The sequence below is a fragment of the Streptomyces sp. NPDC002784 genome (genome assembly GCF_053592135.1).
The window spans coordinates 22206-42016 of sequence record NZ_JBSFVD010000005.1; the positions used below are offsets into that span (position 1 = coordinate 22206).

The 19811-nt window shown below is 72.0% G+C and carries 19 protein-coding genes and 2 pseudogenes; 12 read left to right on the forward strand and 9 right to left on the reverse strand.

The annotated features are described in order from the left end of the window. Window positions 1-12: 12 nt before the first annotated feature. On the forward strand, window positions 13-1101 hold the full coding sequence (locus tag ACWD1Z_RS12130) for a LacI family DNA-binding transcriptional regulator (protein WP_451117881.1): 1089 nt from the start codon (window positions 13-15) through the stop codon (window positions 1099-1101). A 10-nt stretch (window positions 1102-1111) separates the two neighbouring features. Here the strand turns inward: ACWD1Z_RS12130 and ACWD1Z_RS12135 are convergent, their stop codons facing one another. Together ACWD1Z_RS12135 and ACWD1Z_RS12140 are read right to left on the reverse strand one after the other, a co-directional pair. After that, the gene (locus ACWD1Z_RS12135) at window positions 1112-2347 is read right to left on the reverse strand and encodes an MFS transporter (protein ID WP_451117883.1); all 1236 of its coding nucleotides are present in this window, start codon (window positions 2345-2347) and stop codon (window positions 1112-1114) included. 223 nt (window positions 2348-2570) lie between these two features. Continuing rightward, window positions 2571-3482, reverse strand: coding sequence for a LysR family transcriptional regulator (locus ACWD1Z_RS12140; protein WP_451117885.1), 912 nt, complete (start codon window positions 3480-3482; stop codon window positions 2571-2573). 137 nt (window positions 3483-3619) lie between these two features. On the opposite strand from ACWD1Z_RS12140, the gene ACWD1Z_RS12145 reads away from it, so the two are divergent. The 10 genes and pseudogenes from ACWD1Z_RS12145 to ACWD1Z_RS12190 all read left to right on the forward strand — a co-directional run bounded on the left by ACWD1Z_RS12145 (window position 3620) and on the right by ACWD1Z_RS12190 (window position 12366). Next, window positions 3620-4618, forward strand: a complete 999-nt coding sequence (locus ACWD1Z_RS12145) for a fumarylacetoacetate hydrolase family protein (RefSeq protein WP_451117887.1) — start codon at window positions 3620-3622, stop codon at window positions 4616-4618. After that, complete coding sequence (locus tag ACWD1Z_RS12150) at window positions 4615-5571, forward strand: cyclase family protein (protein WP_451117889.1); 957 nt, start codon at window positions 4615-4617, stop codon at window positions 5569-5571. Before ACWD1Z_RS12145 ends, ACWD1Z_RS12150 begins: the two co-directional genes overlap by 4 nt. A 24-nt stretch (window positions 5572-5595) precedes the next feature. Continuing rightward, window positions 5596-6726 (forward strand): FAD-dependent oxidoreductase, encoded by a 1131-nt coding sequence (locus ACWD1Z_RS12155; protein WP_451117891.1) that lies wholly within the window; start codon window positions 5596-5598, stop codon window positions 6724-6726. Then, on the forward strand, window positions 6723-7748 hold the full coding sequence (locus ACWD1Z_RS12160; protein WP_451117892.1) for an amidohydrolase family protein: 1026 nt from the start codon (window positions 6723-6725) through the stop codon (window positions 7746-7748). The genes ACWD1Z_RS12155 and ACWD1Z_RS12160 overlap by 4 nt, the downstream gene beginning before the upstream one ends. Window positions 7749-7753: 5 nt before the next feature. Further along, entirely contained in the window at window positions 7754-8686 is a 933-nt protein-coding gene (locus tag ACWD1Z_RS12165; protein WP_451117893.1) for a VOC family protein, read from the forward strand. An 84-nt stretch (window positions 8687-8770) separates the two neighbouring features. Continuing rightward, window positions 8771-9742, forward strand: coding sequence for a fumarylacetoacetate hydrolase family protein (locus ACWD1Z_RS12170; RefSeq protein ID WP_451117894.1), 972 nt, complete (start codon window positions 8771-8773; stop codon window positions 9740-9742). Beyond that, window positions 9739-10494: an SDR family NAD(P)-dependent oxidoreductase gene (locus ACWD1Z_RS12175; protein WP_451117896.1), complete on the forward strand. Its 756-nt coding sequence runs from the start codon at window positions 9739-9741 to the stop codon at window positions 10492-10494. Before ACWD1Z_RS12170 ends, ACWD1Z_RS12175 begins: the two co-directional genes overlap by 4 nt. A 124-nt stretch (window positions 10495-10618) precedes the next feature. Beyond that, on the forward strand, window positions 10619-10966 hold the full coding sequence (locus tag ACWD1Z_RS12180; protein ID WP_451117898.1) for an SDR family oxidoreductase: 348 nt from the start codon (window positions 10619-10621) through the stop codon (window positions 10964-10966). After that, a pseudogene (locus ACWD1Z_RS12185) lies at window positions 10963-11710 on the forward strand (CoA transferase subunit A); the annotation flags it as partial. The gene ACWD1Z_RS12180 and the pseudogene ACWD1Z_RS12185, both read left to right, overlap by 4 nt. An 8-nt stretch (window positions 11711-11718) precedes the next feature. Next, on the forward strand, window positions 11719-12366 hold the full coding sequence (locus ACWD1Z_RS12190) for a CoA transferase subunit B (RefSeq protein ID WP_451117900.1): 648 nt from the start codon (window positions 11719-11721) through the stop codon (window positions 12364-12366). 24 nt (window positions 12367-12390) lie between these two features. Here the strand turns inward: ACWD1Z_RS12190 and ACWD1Z_RS12195 are convergent, their stop codons facing one another. From ACWD1Z_RS12195 to ACWD1Z_RS12205, 3 genes and pseudogenes are all read right to left on the reverse strand, one after another. Beyond that, window positions 12391-12594 (reverse strand): hypothetical protein, encoded by a 204-nt coding sequence (locus tag ACWD1Z_RS12195; protein ID WP_451118482.1) that lies wholly within the window; start codon window positions 12592-12594, stop codon window positions 12391-12393. A gap of 245 nt (window positions 12595-12839) precedes the next feature. Beyond that, window positions 12840-12899, reverse strand: a pseudogene (locus tag ACWD1Z_RS12200) (hypothetical protein); the annotation flags it as partial. A 268-nt stretch (window positions 12900-13167) separates the two neighbouring features. After that, window positions 13168-13614 (reverse strand): SsgA family sporulation/cell division regulator, encoded by a 447-nt coding sequence (locus tag ACWD1Z_RS12205; protein WP_451117902.1) that lies wholly within the window; start codon window positions 13612-13614, stop codon window positions 13168-13170. A 271-nt stretch (window positions 13615-13885) separates the two neighbouring features. On the opposite strand from ACWD1Z_RS12205, the gene ACWD1Z_RS12210 reads away from it, so the two are divergent. After that, window positions 13886-14875 carry a Gfo/Idh/MocA family protein gene (locus tag ACWD1Z_RS12210; protein ID WP_451117904.1) on the forward strand — a complete coding sequence of 330 codons (990 nt, stop codon included), beginning with the start codon at window positions 13886-13888 and terminating at the stop codon, window positions 14873-14875. A 104-nt stretch (window positions 14876-14979) separates the two neighbouring features. Here ACWD1Z_RS12210 and ACWD1Z_RS12215 read toward each other — a convergent pair whose 3' ends face one another. The 4 genes from ACWD1Z_RS12215 to ACWD1Z_RS12230 all read right to left on the reverse strand — a co-directional run bounded on the left by ACWD1Z_RS12215 (window position 14980) and on the right by ACWD1Z_RS12230 (window position 19810). Beyond that, entirely contained in the window at window positions 14980-16422 is a 1443-nt protein-coding gene (locus ACWD1Z_RS12215) for a GH1 family beta-glucosidase (RefSeq protein WP_451117906.1), read from the reverse strand. A gap of 48 nt (window positions 16423-16470) precedes the next feature. Then, window positions 16471-17394, reverse strand: coding sequence for a carbohydrate ABC transporter permease (locus tag ACWD1Z_RS12220; protein WP_451117908.1), 924 nt, complete (start codon window positions 17392-17394; stop codon window positions 16471-16473). A gap of 12 nt (window positions 17395-17406) precedes the next feature. After that, window positions 17407-18402, reverse strand: coding sequence for a carbohydrate ABC transporter permease (locus ACWD1Z_RS12225; protein WP_451117910.1), 996 nt, complete (start codon window positions 18400-18402; stop codon window positions 17407-17409). Window positions 18403-18496: 94 nt separating this feature from the next. Then, window positions 18497-19810 (reverse strand): ABC transporter substrate-binding protein, encoded by a 1314-nt coding sequence (locus ACWD1Z_RS12230; protein ID WP_451117912.1) that lies wholly within the window; start codon window positions 19808-19810, stop codon window positions 18497-18499. Between the last annotated feature and the right edge of the window lies 1 nt (window position 19811).

Genomic DNA, 19811 nt, shown 5'->3' on the forward strand with positions numbered 1-19811 from the left:
GTGGAGCGGGGAATGCCCGCCGTTCCCGCGGCCCGGCGCGCGAGCCACCACCGCACCTCGGCCGCCCGCGGGGACGGGGCGCGGCGCAGAGTGGGCATCAAGGACGTGGCGCGGCAGGCCGACGTCTCCCTCGGCACGGTCTCCAACGTCCTCAACCGCCCCGAGATCGTCGCCGAGCCGACCCGGCGACGCGTCCTGGACGTCATCGACGCCCTCGGCTACGTACGCTCCGAAGGCGCCCGTCAGCTGCGCGGGTTCACGTCCCGGCTGGTGGCGGTGCTGGTGCTGGACCTGGCCAATCCCTTCTTCACCGCGCTGGCCGCCGGTGTGGAACAGGCCGCGGGCGAGGCGGACCTCGGCATCATGGTGGGCACCGCCGGCCGGGGACCCGCCGACGAGGCACGCCATCTGTCGCTGATCACCTCGCACCAGATCCGCGGCGCCGTCCTGGCCGCGGGCGACGGCGCCGGTCGCACCGTCGCCGCCTTCCGCCGCAACGACGTGCCCTTCGTCGTCGCGGACCAGAACGCCCCCCAGCCGGGCGCGTGTTCGGTCGGCATCGACGACGTGGCGGGCGGCCGGGCCGCCGTGCACCACCTGCTCCGGCAAGGACACCGCTCGATCGGCTACGTCAGCGGACCCGACCGTCTCCAGCAGGTACGCGACCGGCGCCGGGGCGCGGCCATCGCCGTCAGCCTGGCCGGTCTTCCCGCCACGGTCCTGCGGGACCTCCCCTGCCCGGCGCTCACCGTCAGCGCCGGGAAGGACGCCGGTCACCGCATCCTCGGGCTCGCGCAGCGGCCCACCGCCGTGTTCTGCGCCAACGACCTGCTCGCCCTCGGGGTGCTGCAGGCGCTCTACGAAGCGGGCCTGAGGGTGCCGGACGACATCGCGGTGATGGGCTACGACGACATCGAGTTCGCCGCGTCCGCGGTCGTCCCGCTCACCTCCGTGCGGCGGCCGGCCGTCGCGCTGGGCCGCGAGGCCGGCCGCCTGCTGCTGCAGGACACGGCGGAGGGCTCCGGTCACGAACACGCCCATGTCGTCCTGCAACCGGAACTGGTCGTCCGCAGGTCCACCATGCGGACGACCACCCGGTGAGCCGGCCCGGTCAGGCCTGTACGCCGGCATGCTGCGGAGGTGACTTCGGTGTGCGCGGGGTCAGCAGCATCAGCGCGGCCGACATCAGCAGGGTCAGCAGGCCGAGCAGCAGGACCGCCGAGGCCAGGGTGCCCAGGACGCCCTGGGCGGCGAGGAGCGCGAGCGGGCAGAGGAACTCGCCGAGGAAGAAGGCCGCCGTCCACAGTCCGGTCCCCCGGCCGCGATCGGCGAAGTCGAGCCGGGACAGCGCCAGCGTCAGCAGCGACGGCAGCAGCAGCCCGGTGCCCACGCAGTTGACGACGGCGCCGATGATGAGCAGCGCGAGGTGGTCGGTCGCCCCCATCAGCAGGAAGCCCACCGCGCACAGCAGGAACAGGGCCGGAAGCCGGCGGCGCGTGTGGTCGCCGAGCTTGGTGAAGATGACCGACCCGAGGACGGTCGCCGCACTGGCGAGCGCGGTGACCGCGCCCACCATTGCGGTGGATTGCACGCCCAGGTCGTCCATGAGGAAGGACATCTCCACGGGCACGGTGTAGAAGACGGCGGCACCGAAGACGGTCAGCAGGCAGATGCCCGCCATGCGCCGGACGGGGAAGGGGCGCCGCTCCTCCGCCGGTTTCGGCTCCACGGCCGCGGCGGGGGCCGGGGCGGGCAGCGCCCGGGCCATCACCGGGGCGAGCAGCAGGCCGACCGCGTACAGCCAGAAGGGCGCCCGCCAGCCGGCCGAGCCCAAGGCGCCGCCGACGGCGAAGAAGACGGTGGCGGACGCCGACGCGCACATCGTCTGGAGCGCGAGGTAGCGGTCGCGCACCCGGCCTTCGTAGTAGTCACCGATCAGTGTCGTGCAGCAGGTCATGATGGCCGCTTCGACGATCCCCACCAGGACGCGGCTGACCAGGATGGCGTGCAGCGAGTCCAGCCACAGCGGCGCGGTGCCGAACACGGCGTACAGCGCGGTGGCGGCGACCAGCAGCCGCTTGCGGCCGAGCCGGTCGACGAGCACCCCCGCGAACGGCGCGAGCACGGCCAGGGAGAGGGCCGGGACGGTCAGGACGAGCGGGACCAGGGCGGCGCTGCCGGCGACGTGCGCGAAGTGGTCCTCGATGCGCGGCAGGACGGGCGCGATCAGCACGGCGCCGAGGATCGGCAGGCAGCTCCCGGCCATCAGCAGCACGACGGGCAGCTTGCCCAGGAGGCCCGGACTCCCTGGGCGTGCGTGGGCGGGCAGGGCGGCGGAAGCGGGCATGGCGGCACTCCGGGGGACGCGGGGAAGGAGGCACCGCGGCGGGGACGGGCCGGAGGTGTGACGGCTCCGGCAAGTGGCGTTCGGCGCGGCGGTGTCCCACGACTATGCGTTTTGGGTGTCGCTCTGCCCAGCCCTCGCGCCATCCAAGTTGCCGATGGGATCGATCCAGCGGATGGATGGCGGTGCGCCTTCACGAGCCGCCCTCCCTTGAGCCGCCGCCGGCTCAGCCCTCGGGCCTCAGGCGCGCGCCGACGCGGGCGGCGGTCTCGCGCAGCCAGATGTGCGCCGCGTCATGCGTGTGGACCGGGTGCCACCACAGCGCCTCGCGCAGCGGCACCGCCTCGTAGGGCGGCTCCACCACCCGCACCGCCGCGACGGGTTCCATCATGCGGGCCATCCGCGCCTGCACCAGGGCGATCCGCCGGGTCCCGGCGACCAGCAGCGGCAGCAGCTGGAAGCTGTCGACGGAGACCTCGACGCGCGGTTCGATCCCGAGCATGCCGAGCTGGCGCACCGCGGGGGCGTCGTAGGTCCGCTGGTACGTCACCCAGGGCAGCCGGGCCAGGTCCTTGCGGGTGAGCCGGTCGTCCACGCTCGGGTGGTCCCGTGCCACGAGGAAGACCCAGCGGTCGTCGTAGAGGTCGGTGGCGGGGAAGTCGCTGATGACGCCGTGCGGCATGAACAGGCCGTCGGTGGCGCTCAGCAGGGTGGCGGTGTCGTCGACCACGGTCGTCGGGGTCTGGGAGAAGCGCAGCCGGATCCCGGGCGCCTCCTCGTGGATGACGCGGGCCAGTTCGGTGCCGAAGACCGCCACGGCGTAGTCGGAGGCGACCAGCCTGAACTCGCGGTTCTCCTTCGCCGGGTCGAAGTCCGCCTGGCTGGCGAAGAGCCGTTCCAGCACGTCGTAGGCGGTGGAGGTGCGGTCCAGGAGCACCTGGCCGAGCGCGGTCAGCTCGTAGTGTCCGCCGACGCGGGCGAGCAGGTCGTCGTCGAAGTGCCGGCGCAGCCGTGCGAGGGCGGCGCTCATGGCGGGCTGGCTGAGGCCGACGCGCTGCCCGGCACGGGTGACGTTGCGCTCCTCCAGCAGGGCGCGCAGGGCGACGACGAGATTGAGATCCAGCCGGGCCAGGTTCATCGGTTTTCCTCTGCGGTCCTGTGCGGTACGGCGTCGACCAGGCAGGAATCCATGCAGCGGATGCCGTTCATCCACAGAATCTATTTCCCTGATCGCGGGTGGGAGGTCCAGATTAGTCGCATCGCCATCAGGAGGACATGTCCGTGAAACCTGACACCGCGTCCGCGCTCTTCGCCGGACCCTTCGCCCTCGCCACCCTCTCGGCCCCCGACGGGCCCCGCTTTCCCGCCCTCGTCACCCCCGACGGGTCCGCTCTCGACCTCCGGTCCGCCCTGGGCGATGAACGGCTCACCATGCTCGACGTACTGGACGACTGGGCGGACCTGCTGCCGAGGCTGCGCGCCCTGGCCGCCGACCCCGGCCCCGACCGCACCCCGGTCACGGACCTGCGCGTGCACGCCCCGGTCGCACCGCGCCAGGTCTTCCAGTCCGGCGCCAACTACCGTCAGCACGTCATCGACCTGCACGTCGCCCACCGCGCCCCCGGCGACGAGCGGCCCGAGGCCGAACGGCGGGCGGAAGCCGCGGAGATCATGGACCGGCGGGCCGCCGAGGACCTGCCGTACGTGTTCATCGGCCTGCCCAGCGCGATCACCGGCCCCTACGACGACGTCGTCCTGCCCGCCTGGGCCGAGCAGCCGGACTGGGAACTGGAGGTGGCGGTCGTGATCGGCCGGCCCGCCCACCAGGTGTCCGTGGCGGAGGCGGCGGCGCACATCGCGGGCTACACCATCGCCAACGACCTGACCGACCGGGCGACCGTCTTCCGCCGGGACATGCCGCAGATCGGCACCGACTGGCTGCGCAGCAAGAACGCGCCCGGCTTCACCCCGCTCGGGCCGTGGATCGTGCCGGCGGAGTCGATCGCCGACCCGGACGACCTGCGCCTGACGCTCAAGCTCAACGGCGAGACCATGCAGGACGAGTCGACCAAGGACATGATCTTCAAGGTCGCCCGGATGGTGTCCTACGCCTCCCGGACCGCCCGTCTGCTGCCGGGGGACCTCGTCCTCACCGGCAGCCCCGCCGGCAACGGCATGCACTGGGGCCGGCTGCTGCGCGACGGCGACGTCATGGAGGGTTCCGTCACGGGACTCGGCGTCCAGCGCACCCGCTGCGTCGGGGAGACGGCATGAACCGGCACGACCCCGAGGGCGCCATCGCCGAGGCCGCCAAGTCGTACTCCAACTGGGGCCGTTGGGGCGAGGACGACGTCCTCGGCACCCTGAACTTCCTCGACGAGGGCAAACGCCGCGAGGGCGCGGCCCTCGTCCGGCGCGGCGTCAGCTTCTCGCTGTCCCAGCGCTTCGACATGAACGGCCCGCAAAAGGGCTGGCGCCGGCGCACCAACCCGGTCCACACCATGCTGGACACCGGCACCGACGCCGCCCTCGGCCACCAGGGCTTCCCGCACGGCATCGGCGGCGCCGACGACGTGATCGCCATGCCGCTGCAGTGCTCCACCCAGTGGGACGGCCTCGGGCACATCTTCGACCACGGCAAGGCCTGGAACGGCCGCCCGGCCGAGCGGGTCGTCACCTCCGACGGCGACCTCGTCACCGGTATCGAGCACATGGCCCCGCACGTCGCCGGGCGCGGGGTGCTGCTGGACGTGGGCCGGGTCGTCGGCACCGGCGGTGAACTGCCCGACGGGTTCGCCATCACCGAGGAGCATCTGACGGCGGCCGCCGAGGCGCACGGGGTGAGCGTCGGCCGCGGGGACATCGTGCTGGTGCGCACCGGCCAGCTGGCGCGCGTACGGCGCGAGGGCTGGGGCGAGTACGCGGGCGGGCCCGCGCCCGGCCTGTCCTTCACCACCGCGGGCTGGCTGCACGGCACCGAGATCGCCGCGATCGCCACCGACACCTGGGGCTTCGAGGTACGGCCCAACGAATTCGACGACGCCTTCCAGCCGCTGCACCAGGTCGCCATCCCCAACATCGGCCTCCTCATCGGCGAGATGTGGGACCTGGAAGCCCTCGCCGAGGACTGCGCGGCCGACGGCACCTACGACTTCTGGCTCACCGCCGCTCCCCTGCCCATCACCGGCGCCGTCGGCTCACCCATCAACCCCATCGCCGTCAAGTAACCAGCGGAACAAGGGAGTTCCCCCATGAGCACAGCCCGCACGGTCCTGGTGATCGGTGGTGGTGCCGCCGGCAACGCCGTGACGATCCTGCTGCGGCGTGCCGGTCTCGCCGTGGACCTGATCGAGGCCAAGGACGACTGGAACGCCACCGCCGGATCCGGCATCACCCTCCAGGGCAACGCCCTTCGCGTGCTGCGCGAACTGGGCGTGTGGGACCAGGTCAAGGCATCCGGCTTCGGTTTCGGCTCGGTCGGCATCACGGCCCCCGACGGCGCGGTCCTGCACGTCGCCCGCGACATCCGCACCGGCGGCGACGACCTGCCCGCCACCGTCGGCATGCAGCGCCCCCAACTGCAGCGCATCCTCATCGACGCCGTCCGTGCCACGGGAGCCGGTGTGCGCCTCGGGGTGCGCGCCGAGTCCCTGGAAACGGACGAGGACGGCGTGACCGTACGCTTCACCGACGGCAGCGAGGGCCGCTACGACCTGGTGATCGGCGCGGACGGCCTCGGCTCCGCCACCCGCGCGGCCGTCGGCATCACCGCCAAGCCCGAACCCACCGGCATGGCCATCTGGCGCGTCGCCGCTCCCCGCCCGGCCGGCGTGACCCGCACCGACCTCGCCTACGGCGGCCCCGCCTACATCGCCGGCTACTGCCCGACCAGCGACACGACGCTCTACGCCTATGTCGTCGAGGCCAACCGCGACCGGGCCTCGATCCCGCCGGAGACCTACGCCGAGGAGATGCGAAGCCTGGCCTCGGCCTACGGCGGCTGCTGGCCGGAGATCACCGCGCACATCACCGACCCGGCGCGGGTCAACTACACCTGGTTCGACCGCCTGTTGGTCGAGGGTTCCTGGCACCGCGGCCGGGTCGTCCTCGTCGGTGACGCCGCCCACTGCTGCCCGCCGACCCTGGCCCAGGGCGCGGCGCTGTCCCTGGAGGACGCCTGGGTCCTCGCCCAGCTGCTGACCAGCGGCGAATCCTGGGACGACGCGCTGTTCCAGACGTACTACGAGCGGCGGATCGCCCGGGTGCGGCCGGTCGTCGAGGCGTCCGTGCAGATCGGGCAGTGGCAGCTCGACGGAGTGCGCGACGCGGACGTACCCGGCCTGATGGGCCGTACGATGACCATGCTCAGGGAGCTGCCGTGACCGCCCCCCAGTCACCCGGCGCCCGCACCTGTCCCACCGTCGACGTCCACGCCCACGTGCTGCTGCCCGAGGTCGAGGCCCTGGTGGCCGACCTGCCGGGACTCGCGGAGGCGAAGGCGCTCGACGCCCGCCGCAACGGCCCCGCCGCCCTCGCGGTCAGCGGCCCCATGGTGGGCGAGCGCATCCCCCTGCTCACCGACGTGACCGCACGGCTGGCCGCGATGGACGCCCAGGGCGTGGACATCCAGCTCGTCAGCCCCTCCCCCTCCCACTACCACTACTGGACGGACGAGGGGACCGCCGAGAAGCTGTACCGGCTCGCCAACGAGGCGACCGCCGCGCACTGTTCGGCCGCCCCCGAGCGGCTGCGCGGCCTCGGCCTGGTGCCGCTGCAGCACCCGCGGCACACGGTCCGCGCGCTCGACCACGCCCTGGAGCAGGGCCTGGCCGGGGTGGAGATCTCCAGCCACGCCCCGGGCCGGGAACTGTCCGACCCGGCGTACGAGCCGCTGTGGTCGCGCGCCGAGGAGACGGGCACGATCGTCTTCCTGCACCCCTTCGGCTGCACGCTCGACGAACGCCTGGACCGGTGGTACCTGTCCAACACGGTCGGCCAGCCCACCGAGAACGCCGTCGCCCTGTCCCATCTGATCTTCTCGGGAGTGCTCGACCGCCACCCCGGGCTGAAGGTGCTCGCCGCTCACGGCGGCGGCTATCTGCCCACCCACATCGGCCGCTCCGACCACGCCTGGTCCGCCCGCTCCGACGCGGGCGCCGGCTGCGCGCACCCGCCCAGCAGCTACCTCAAGCGCCTGTACTTCGACTCCCTCGTCCACGACCCGGCCGTACTGCGCGAGCTGGTCCGGGCCGCGGGCCCCGGCCAGGTCCTGCTCGGCTCCGACTTCCCCTTCGACATGGGCACGCGGGACCCCCTCGGCGCGCTGCGCGCCGCCCGGCTGCCCGAGGCCGACTTCGAGGCCGTACGCGGCGGCAACGCCATCGCCCTCCTCCGGAAGGACTGACCACCATGCGCCTGCTCACCCATCTGCGCCACGTCGACCTGGCCGTGCCCGACTACGACAAGCAGCTCGACTTCTACGCCGGCGTCTGGGGCCTGACCAAGGTCGCCGAGGACTCCGGCATCTCCTTCCTCGCCGCCGAGGGATCCCCCGAGCAGTACGTCATCCGGCTGCGCAAGGCCGACGAGAAGCGCCTCGACCTCGTCTCCTACGGCGCCGCCACGCCGGCCGACGTCGACACCCTCGCCGAGCAACTCCTCGCGGGCGGCGTCCAGTTGATCACGCAGCCGGGCAAGGTCGACACTCCCGGCGGCGGTTACGGCTTCCGCTTCTTCGACGTGGACGGCCGCACCATCGAGGTCTCCGCCGACGTGGAGGTGCGCCGGCACCGCAAGGTCGAGGAGAAGGAGTCCATCCCGGTCAAGCTGTCCCACGTCGTCCTCAACTCCCCCGACCTGGACCGCACCAAGGACTGGTACGAGCGGCACCTCGGCTTCCGCCTCTCCGACACGCTCAGCTCCCCGCACATGGGCGAGGTCATGCACTTCATGCGGATCTCCAGCCAGCACCACTCGATGGCGCTGGCGAAGGGCCCGCACACCGCCCTGCACCACGTCTCCTTCGAGATGCGCGGCATCGACGAGTACATGCGCGGCTCGGGCCGTGTCATGCGCGCCGGGTTCAAGAAGATCTGGGGTCCCGGCCGCCACATGGCCGGCGACAACACCTTCACCTACTTCCTCGACCCGCACGGCAACACGGTCGAGTACACGACCGAGCTGGAGTGCCTGGACGAGGACACCTGGCACCCGCACGTCTACGACTTCTCCCAGCCCGAGGTCACCGACCAGTGGGGCACCGCCAACCCGATGAACGAACTCGTCGCCAAGGAGTCCTTCAACGACCCCGACCGCGGCTGCTTCATCGCCCCGCCGGTCTGACCCCACCCCCATGCCCCGGGGTGCGGCCGCAGCCCTGTCACTCTCGCGCCGCGCCCCGGGACCAGCCCGAGCCAGGAGCTGCCCATGCGCTTCGCCGCCTACGAACACCACGACCGGCGCCGCCTGGCGGTCGTCGACGACCAAGGGGTGCTGTACCCCGTACCCGGCGTGCGCTCGCTCACCGAAGTCATCGCCGCCGGGGACGGAACCGGCGCGCTGCTCGACCTCGGCGCCGCCACCCTCGACGTCCCGCCCGGCCCGCACATCTCCCAGGTGCGTCTGCTGCCGCCGCTGCAACCCGCCTCCGTACGCGACTTCGTCACCTTCGAGGAACACGTCGAGGGCGTACGCCGCTCGGTGGAGGGCACCGGCGGAGTGCCCGAGCAGTGGTATGCCGCGCCCACCTTCTACTTCACCAACCCGCACGCGATCTACGCGTCGGGCGAGGACATCCCCGTGCCGCCCGGCTCCGCGGTCCTCGACTTCGAGCTGGAAGTCGCCGCCGTCATCGGCCGCGAAGGCCGCGACCTCACCCCCGAACAGGCACGCGAGCACATCATCGGCTACACCGTCTTCAACGACTGGTCCGCCCGCGACCTCCAGTCCGCCGAGATGAAGGTGGGCCTCGGCCCCTGCAAGGGCAAGGACACCGCCACCACCCTCGGCCCCTTCCTGGTCACCGCCGACGAGCTGGACCGGTACCGGGACGACGAGGGCTTCCTGCGGCTCGCGCTCACCGCCGAGGTCAACGGCGAGATCGTGGGCGAGGACCTGCTGTCCAACATGAGCTGGACGTTCGAGGAGATGGTGGCCTACGCCTCCCGAGGCACCCGGGTCATGCCCGGCGACGTCCTGGGCTCCGGCACCTGCGGCAACGGCGGCTGTCTCGCCGAACTGTGGGGCGTACACGGCGAGCAGACGCCGCCGCCGCTCAAGCCCGGCGACACCGTCACGCTCACCGTCGAGGGCATCGGCACGGTCTCCAACACCGTCGTCCCCGGCGCCGGACCCGTACCCCTGCCCACCGGCAGGCGCCGGCCCCGGGAGCGGCCGTGAACGACCTGCACCCCAAGCGGCTGGCCGGCAAGGTCGTCGTGCTCACCGGCGCGGCCCGCGGACAGGGCGCCTCCGAGGCCGAGGCGCTGGTCCGGGAGGGGGCCCGCGTCATCGCCACCGACGTGGAGCCCGGCGACGGCTGCCGCCGCCTCGACGTCACCAGCGAGACGGAGTGGGCCGCCCTCGCCGCCGAGCTCAAGGAGGCGTACGGGCGGGTCCACGGCCTCGTCAACAACGCCGGCGTCACCTGGCGTGCCCGCATCGCCGACGTCCGTGCCGAGGACATGGCACGCGTCCACGCCGTCAACGTCACCGGCCCGCTGCTCGGCATCCAGCACCTGAGCCCGCTCATGCCGCCCGGCTCCTCCATCGTCAACGTCGGCTCCTCGGCGGCCCTCACGGCGCACTACCCGGTCGCCTACACGACCAGCAAGTGGGCCCTGCGCGGGCTGTCGAGAACCGCGGCCCTCGACCTCGGACCGCGCGGCATCCGCGTCAACACCATCCACCCCGGCTACATCGAGACCGAGATGACCGCCTCCGCCGCCCCGGCCTTCCGCGAGGCCAACATCCGCGAGACACCCCTGGGCCGCACCGGCACCGTCCACGAGATCGCCCCGCTCGTCGTCTTCCTGCTGTCGGACCAGTCGTCCTTCATCACCGGCGCCGAGATCGCCGTGGACGGCGGCCTGACCGCACACGGCGGCGTGAAGTCCGTCTCGGACGCCCTCCTCGCGGAGAACCGGGCATGACGCGGCTCAACGGGAAGGTTGCCATGATCTCCGGGACCGCCCGGGGCCAGGGGGCCGCGGCGCCGCACGTGGAACCGGACTCGGTGCGGCTGACCGCCCGGCCGCACCTGGCCCGCAGCCGCGGTTGCATCCGCACCGTCGGCTCCACGACGGGACTCACCGGCTCGCTCGCCGACCAGCTGCGCTGCCCCGGCAACTCGCCGCCGAAGGAGTCCCGCACGGCATCCGCGCCCATTGCGTCAGCCCCGGCATGCTCGGCACCCCCGGGTCCCGCGCCGATCTCTTCACCGATCTCTTCGCCGCTCTCTTCGCCGACGAGCCTCCGATGCGCGCCGTCGCCCGCCACATCCCGCTCGGCCGCCTCGGCCGCCCCTACGAGGCCGCGTGCACCACGGGCGCCCAGCTCGTCGTCGACGGCGGCTGGTCCGCCGTACTGCCCGGCGCGACTCCCCGAAAGGACTCCCCCGTATGAACAAGGTCCGCCCGAGCGCCACCGAGGCGGTCGCCGACATCCCGGACGGCGCCTCGCTGGCCGTCGGCGGCTTCGGCCTCAGCGGCGTGCCCGAGACCCTCATCCGCGCCCTGCACGCCCAGGGCGCCGGCCGCCTGGAGATCATCTCCAACAACTGCGGCGTGGACGGCCGCGGCCTCGGCGTCCTGCTCGCCGCCGGCCGCATCGCGCGGGTGACCGGCTCCTACGTCGGCGAGAACCGGGAGTTCGCCCGCCAGTACCTCTCCGGAGAACTCGAGGTCGAACTGGTCCCGCAGGGCACGCTGGCCGAGCGGCTGCGCGCGGGCGGCGCCGGCATCCCGGCCTTCTACACCCCCGCCGGTGTCGGCACCGCCGGTCGCGCACGGCGGTCTGCCCTGGCGCTACGCCCCCGACGGCTCGGTCACCGTGGCCTCCCCGCCCAAGGAGACCCGCGAGTTCGCCGGCCGCCCGCACGTACTGGAGCACGGCATCACCACCGACTTCGCACTCGTCCGCGCCTGGCGCGGCGACTGCCACGGCAACCTCTGCTGCCGCCGGGCCGCCGCCAACTTCAATCCCCTGGCCGCGATGGCCGGCCGCGTCACGATCGCCGAGGTGGAGGAACTCGTCGAACCGGGCGACCTCAACCCGAACGAGGTCCATGTGCCCGGCATCTACGTCCAGCGGGTCACGGTGCTGACCGCCGAGGAAGCCGCCGACAAGCAGATCGAGAAGAGGACGGTACGTTCCCGATGGCCTGGACCCGCGACCAGATGGCCGCCCGCGCCGCCGCCGAACTCACCGACGGCTCCTACGTCAACCTGGGCATCGGCCTGCCCACCCTCATCCCCGGCCACCTCCCGCCCGGCGTGCACGTCGTCCTGCACTCCGAGAACGGCATCCTCGGCACCGGCCCCTACCCCACCGAGTCGGAGGTCGACCCCGACCTCATCAACGCGGGCAAGGAGACCGTCACCGTCCTGCCCGGAGCGAGCTTCTTCGACTCCGCGCTCTCCTTCGGCATGATCCGCGGCGGGCACATCGACACCGCCGTGCTGGGCGCCATGCAGGTCTCGCAGCGAGGAGACCTGGCCAACTGGATGATCCCCGGCAAGATGGTCAAGGGCATGGGCGGGGCGATGGACCTCGTGCACGGCGCACGCCGGGTCATCGTCCTGATGGAGCACACCGCCAAGGACGGCAGCCCCAAGCTCCTCAAGGAATGCACCCTCCCCCTCACCGGGGAACAGTGCGTGCACCGCGTCATCACCGACCTCGGGGTCCTCGACATCACCCCGGACGGCATCGCCCTGGTCGAGACCGCCCCCGGGGTCACGGTGGAGGAGATCGCCGCGCACACCGACGCGCCGCTGCGCGCGAAGCAGCCGACGCAGAGGTGACGGGGGCGCCGGGCCGCTCCCGGGTCAGGCCATGGCGAACCGGTCGGCGTGCACCTGGCGCGCGGGGACCCGCAGGTCCCGCAGCGCGGCGAGCACGGCCGTGGTCATGGAGGGCGGGCCGCAGACGTACACGTCCCGGTCGGTGATGTCGGGGACCAGCTGGCGCAGGGCGCTCGGGCCGAACGGCGGAACGCCCTGCTCACCGGTCCGGCCGGCCAGCAGGTACAACCGTCCGCCCTGCTGGGCGACCCTTGAGCATGGCCCGCACGGGCGTGATCCCCACCCCGCCGGCGATGAGCAGGGCGCCACGCCGGGACCGGTGCAGCGCCGTGAACGCCCCGCTCGCGTTCGGCGCGCTGCTGACCGGGCGGGTCGTCCTGCCGCTGCGTCGTCGTCTCCTGGTGCACGAACGCCAGCCCCAGGGCCACGTAAGGCAGCAGGTGCAGACCGTGCCACACCTCGTACCGGAGCCGGTGCCGCAGGGGCCGGGTGGAGAGCGCGCCGATCACGACGACGACGGCCGCGGCGAGCATGCCCAGCAGGGAGGCGGGGACCCCGCTCGTGGGTGAGGACCGTCCACAGCAGAGTGAAACCGACGAGCACGTCGTTCTTGCCCTCGCCCGCGCTGAGGAACAGCGCCTCGACGACCACCACGTTGGCGAGGACGAATGCCCGCATCACCGCGCGCCGCATCGACCGGAAGCACGGCGCCCGACCGCGATCCGTTCATGCCGCACGGACAGCCGGAGACGGGCCAAGCCCTCCATGAAGCCGTCCCCCGCGGGCTTCCAGGAGGGCCCGTCACGAGCCGCCGAGCAGCTCCCGGGTGACGGCGTCCCAGTCGACGTCACGCAGTTCCGTACCGATCGGCACCACCGCGCACGTCCGCGTCAGCCACTCCTGGAGCTCGAGCAGGCCGACGTCGAACTGGGCCGTGGCGCCGTGCTCCTGCAGGCGCACCCGCACCAGGGCGCCGTACCGCGTCGGCCGGATCCGCACATCGCCGATGCCGCTGGGCTGGGACAGTCCGTCCACCAGCAGGTCACGGCTGATCTGCCAGGTCACCGCGGGCTCCCCCGCCGGCCTGAAGACCAGGGTCACGAACAGCGGGTCGGCCGGATCGTAGGAGAATTCAGCCTGCAGCGGGGCCCTGGTCTCCCCCAGCACCTGGTGCACCGTCAAGGACAACGGTTCCAGCCCGCTGGTCGCGCGGTTCTTCCCGCCCGGTTCGAAATGCTTGCCGTTCATACACCCTCCGCCCGTTCATTCTTCATCAGCGCTCGACGCTCCCGACAGCGCGAGTACCCCCGTACGGCCACAACTCGCCTCCCGCAATGTGATGAAGCGTCAGCTCAGCGAATTGACGGCGCCGGGCTCGTACGCACTTTTCTGGGCAGTACCGAACACATAGGCACACTTCTCGCGCGAAATGTCCGCGGTACGACCACGCCACGCGCCTGGTGGGAACGTGCCCATAGAGTGCGGGGTGTACGCGAGCACCGCTGAACAGGAGAAGCACGTGAGCGAACAGCCCGTCCGTTGGGGTGTCCTGGCGACCGGGGGCATGGCCGCCGCCTTCACCGAGGATCTGCTGCGGCTGCCGGACGCGCGGGTCACCGCGGTCGGGTCCCGGTCGGCCGAGTCCGCGCAGGCGTTCGCGGCCCGCTTCGGCATCCCCCGCGCCCACGGCAGCTGGCGGGAGCTGGCCGCCGACCCGGAGGTCGACGTCGTCTACGTCGCCACCCCCCACGCCCAGCATGTCGCCGCCGCGACGGCCTGCCTGGAGGCCGGCAAGCCGGTGCTGTGCGAGAAGCCGTTCGCCCTCAGCGGCCGGCAGGCCCGCCGGCTGACCGGACTGGCCGAGAAGCAGGGCCTGTTCGTGATGGAGGCGATGTGGACCTGCCTCAACCCGGCCGTCCTGCGCGTCGCGGAGCTGGTGGCCGAGGGGGCCATCGGCGAGGTCCGCGCCCTGCACGCCGACTTCGGCGCCCGCGTGGACGCGCCCCAGGACCACCGCCTGTGGGACCCCGCGGCCGGCGGCGGCGCCCTGCTGGACCTGGGCACCTACCCCGTCTCCTTCGCCCACCTGATCCTCGGTGCTCCCGAGACGGTCACCGCCCACGCCCGGCTGTCGCCGCGCGGGGTCGACGAGCAGACAGGCATCCTGCTCGGCTACCGGGACGGCGCGATGGCCGTCCTGACGTGCTCGCTGCTCGCGCAGGACGAGCACCGGGCGACGGTGTACGGCACCACCGGCCGCATCGAGATACCGGCCGACTTCTACAACCCCCGCTCCTTCGTGCTGCACCGAGACGGCCACGAGCCCCGGACCGTGACCGCAGCGCCGCAGGAAGGACACGGCTACGGGCACCAGGCCCGAGAGGTGATGCGCTGCCTGCGGGCGGGCCTGACGGCGTCACCGCTGCTGCCGCCGGCCCACACCCTCGCCGTGATGGACACCCTGGACCAGGTGCGCGAACGGACCGGGGTGCGCTACCCCGGGGAGTGACGCACGCGAGCCCGTCCTCCGACCCGGTGGTCCGGGCCGGAGGACGGGCTGCGGGACGCGGCACCCGTGCGGGGCGGGCTGGAAGGCGCCGCGCCAGGTATGGGTCAGGCGCCGGGCAGGACGCCGGTGCGCGCCACCTGGGAGTACCAGCGGGCGCTGGCCTTGGGGATGCGCCGCCCGGTCGGATAGTCCACGTAGACCGCGCCGAAGCGCTTGCTGTAGCCGTGCGCCCACTCGAAGTTGTCCAGCAGCGACCACAGGAAGTACCCGCGCACGTCCGAGCCGTCGCGCAGGGCGTCGTGCACCGCGGCCAGGTGGTCGCGCACATAGGCGATCCGGCCCGGGTCGTTGACGTTGCCCTCGGGGTCGGCGTAGTCGTCGAACGCCGCGCCGTTCTCGGTGATGACCAGCGGCAGCTGAGGGAAGTCCGACGACAGCCGGCGCAGCAGCTCGTACAGACCGCTCGGGTCGATGGCCCAGCCCATGGCGGTGGTCTCGCCCGGCGACTGGTGGAAGGCGACCTCGTCGGCGGCCGGCCACGGGCTGAACGCGCTCTTGCCATGCCCGTCGGAGGTGTGGGTGCCGCTGCCGTCGGCCTGCGAGACGAGCGTGGGCGAGTAGTAGTTGACGCCGAGGAAGTCCAGCGGCTGGTGTGCCGTCTCCAGGTCACCGTCGCGCACGAAGGACCAGTCGGTCAGCGTGGCGGTGTCCTTGAACAGGTCCTCCGGGTAGGCGCCGCGCAGCATCGGGCCGGTGAAGACGCGGTTGGCCAGGGCGTCGATGCGGCGCGCGGCGTCGGTGTCGGCCTCGGTCGCGGTGAGCGGGCGTACGTGGTGGATGTTGAGGGTCACCGAGACCTGGGCGTCGGCACGCAGGCGGTCGCGCAGCGCCTGTACGGCCATGCCGTGGCCGAGGTTGAGGTGGTGGGCGGCGCGCAGGGCGGCGACCGGGTCGGTGCGGCCGGGGGCGTGCACTCCTGAGCCGTAGCCGAGGAAGGCGCTGCACCAGGGCTCGTTCAGGGTGGTCCAGGTGCGCACCCGGTCGCCGAGGGCTTCGGCGGCCAGTGCGGCGTACTCGGCGAACCGCTCGGCGGTGGCGCGTTCGGGCCAGCCGCCGGCGTCCTCCAACTCCTGGGGCAGGTCCCAGTGGTAGAGGGTGGCGACGGGCTGGATGCCCTTGTCGAGCAGGTCGTCGACGAGACGCCGGTAGAAGTCCAGGCCCTTCTGCACGGCGGGGCCGCGGCCGGTGGGCTGGATGCGGGGCCAGGCGAGGGAGAAGCGGTAGGCGCCGACGCCGAGTTCGGCCATGAGGGCGACGTCCTCGCGCCAGCGGTGGTAGTGGTCGGTGGCGATGTCACCGGTGTCGCCGTTGCGGACCCGGCCCGGGGTGCGGGCATAGGTGTCCCAGATGGACGGGGTGCGGCCGTCCTCGCCGGCGGCCCCCTCGATCTGGTAGGAGGCGGTCGCGGTGCCCCACAGGAAGCCCTTCGGGAAGGTGCGGGAGGCGTCCGGGGCGGACGCGGGCTGCTGTCGTGCTGCGGTGACCACGGAGGTCCTTTCGGAAATGGGGTGGATCGGTGGGAGTGGGGCGGGGGGTCAGCCCTTGACGGCGCCGGCCATGATGCCGCTGACGATCTGGCGGCCGAAGACGATGAACATCGCCAGCAGCGGGAGCGTGCCGAGGAGCGCGCCCGCCATGATCAGGGACTGGTCGCGGACGTAGCCGGCGCTGAGCTGGGTGAGGGCGACGGGGACGGTCGGGTTGCTCATGTCGAGCACCACGAACGGCCAGAAGAAGTCGTTCCAGGCGTGCACGAAGGTGATCATGAAGAGGACCGCCATCGCGGGCCGCGCGATGGGCAGCACGATGCTCCAGAAGATCCGCAGGGAGTGCGCGCCGTCCACCCGGCCCGCCTCGACCAGCTCGTCCGGCAGCGCCTCGGTGAGGTACTGCCGCATGAAGAAGACTCCGACGGCGCTGACCAGGGTGGGGAAGATGACGGCGGGCAGCTGCTGCGACCAGCCCAGCTCGGACATCATCATGAACAGCGGTACGACGCCCAGTTGGGGCGGCACCATCATCGTGCCGATCACCAGCATGAGCAGGACGTTGCGGCCCTTGAAGCGGAGCTTGGCGAAGGCGAAGCCGGCGAGGGTCGCGAACATCACCGTGGACAGGGCGATCACCCCGGCCACGATCGTGCTGTTGATCATGGCCTTGCCCATGGCCGCCTCGTCCCAGGCGCGGGCGAGGTTGCTGAACAGGTTGGGTCCGGGCAGGAACGGCGGCGGCGTCTGGCTGACGCGAGTGTTGTCGGTCGAGGCCGCCACCATCGTCCAGTACAGCGGGAAGATCGACACGATCGCGACGATCCCGAGCAGGACGTAGGAGAGCGGGCCCGCGTGGTGCTGGCGGCCGGCGCCCGGCCGGAACACCCGGAGGCTGCGGCGGGCGGCGGGCTTGGTGACGGGGATCCGGGCGGGGGCGTCCGTCCGGACCGGGAGGCTTTCGGTGGTCATGACGACTCCTGGTCAGGACGTACGGGCACGCAGGCGCGTGATGAGGCGCTGCGCCACGAAGACGACGACGAGCAGCAGGAACATCGCCCAGGCGACGGTCGCCGAGCGGCCCATCTGGTAGTTCTTCCAGCCCTCCTCGTACAGCAGCAGGCCCAGCGTCTGGTACTGGTTGTCCGCTCCGCCGGAGATGCCGTTGGGGCCCTGGCCGAAGATCAGCGGCTCACCGAAGAGCTGGGTCGCGCCGATCGTGGAGAGCACGATGGTGAAGACGATCGTGGAGCGGATCCCGGGCACGGTGACGTGGGTGAACTGCTTCCAGCGGGAGGCGCCGTCAAGGGCGGCGGCCTCGTACCGGTCGGCGGGGATGGCCTGCATGGCGGCGAGGTAGAGCAGCGCGTTGTAGCCGGTCCAGCGCCAGATGACGATGGTGGAGATGGCGATCTGGGCGGGCCACTTGTCGGCCTCCCAGTCCACCGGGTCCAGGCCGACCGTGCCGAACGCCCAGTTGATCATGCCGAAGTCACGCTCGAAGAGCATGGTGAACACCAGGGCGGCGGCACCGACCGAGGTGGCGTAGGGCACGAGCGAGGCGACCCGGAAGAAGAGCGAGCCGCGCATGCGGTAGTTGAGCAGGTGCGCCAGCCCGAGCGCCATCAGCAGCTGCGGCACCGTGGAGATGATGCCGATGGTGATGGTGTTGGCCAGCGCGTTCCAGAAGCGGTCGTCGTTCCACAGCTCGACGTAGTTGTCGAACGCCACCCACTCCATGAGGTCCAGGGTGGCGAGCTCCACCCGGTGCAGGGAGATCCAGGAGGTGTAGACGAGGGGGTAGAAGCTGAACGCGGCGAACACGACGAAGAACGGAGCGACGAAGGCGTAGGGCGCGCCCTTGACGTCGAGGCGGTGCAGCAGCGCGCCGCGGCGCCGGCCGGCGCCTTCGCCGCCGGGGTGCGGGGACGGACCCCGACGGCCCTCGCCGACCTGGGCCTTGGTGGTGGAGGTGGCCACCGGACTTCCTTCCTGAGAGCGGATGAGTGGGCCGGGCCCGGGCCCGCCCGCCGTCGCGGACGGGCGGGCCCGGGTGGCCGGAGCGGTCGACGGGTCAGCCGACCGCCTTCTCGATGCGCTCCGCGGTGGTCTCCCACGCCTTGTCACGTGAGGTGCCCTGCTGCTCGATCAGGGTCAGGCCCTGGGAGAAGGTGTCCTTGATCGTGCCGTCCTTGCGGCCGAGGACCTGCTTGTCCGGGATCTCCTGGGCGGCGGCGCCGAAGATCTCACCGATCGGGGCGTTGTCGAAGTACTCCGAGGTGATGTTCTTGACCTCGGCGCTCTCCAGCGCCTTCTGCGAGGACGGGACGCTGCCCTGCTTCTCGAAGATGTGCGCCTGCTGCTCCGGCGCGGTCAGCCAGGCGGCGAGCTTCTTCGCCTCCTCCTTCACCGGGCTCTGCTCGACCACGCCGAGGAAGGAGCCGCCCCAGTTGGCGCCCTTGGGGGCCTTGGCGACGTCCCACTTGCCCTTGTTCGCCTCGCCGGCCTTCTCACCGATGTGGCCGAGCATCCAGGCCGGGCAGACGGCCGTGGCGAATGTGCCGTTGGCCAGGCCGGGGTCCCAACCGGGCTGGAACTGGCGGAGCTTGGCGGTCAGCCCGTCCTCGGCGGCGTCCGCGGCGAGGTTCCAGGCCTCCTTGACGGCCGGGTTCTTGTCGTAGATCAGCTCGCCCTGGGCGTCGTAGTACTGCTCGGGGTAGCCGTAGACCATGGCGTTGAACAGGCCGCTGGCGGCGTCCATGAACGCCACCTCGCCGTCCTTGAAGTCCTTCTTGAAGGTGCGGCCGACATCGACGTACTTGTTCCAGTCGCCCTCCCACAGCTTGGCGACCTCGTCGCGGTCGGTGGGCAGGCCGGCCTGCTCGAAGTAGTCCTTGCGGTAGCAGACCGCCATCGGGCCGATGTCGGTGCCCAGGCCCAGGACCTTGCCGTCCTCGGTGGTGATCTGGGACTGCTTCCACGGCAGGAAGTGGTCGGTGCCCGCCACGTCGGAGAAGTCCGCGAACTTGTCGGCCTGGGTGTCGACGATCTCCTTGGCGCGGCCGATCTCGATGCCCTGGATGTCCTTCAGGCCCTTGCCGGCCGCGAGCCGGGTCTGCAGCGCGGTGTAGTACGTCTGCTCGTCGCCGGCTATCTCGGCCTTGATCTCGACGCCCGGGTTCTCCTTCTCGTACTGCTCCAGCAGGCCCGTCTCCTTGAAGCCCATCACCCCGTACAGGCCCACGGTGATGACGACCTTGCCGTCCTTCTTGCCGCCGCCGGTGACGGAGTCGTCGTTGCCGCCGCAGCCGACGACGAGCGCGAGCGCGCCGGTGGCCGCGACGGCCGCGAGCGCCCTGGTCCGTGATGACCTTCGAACAGTTGCCATG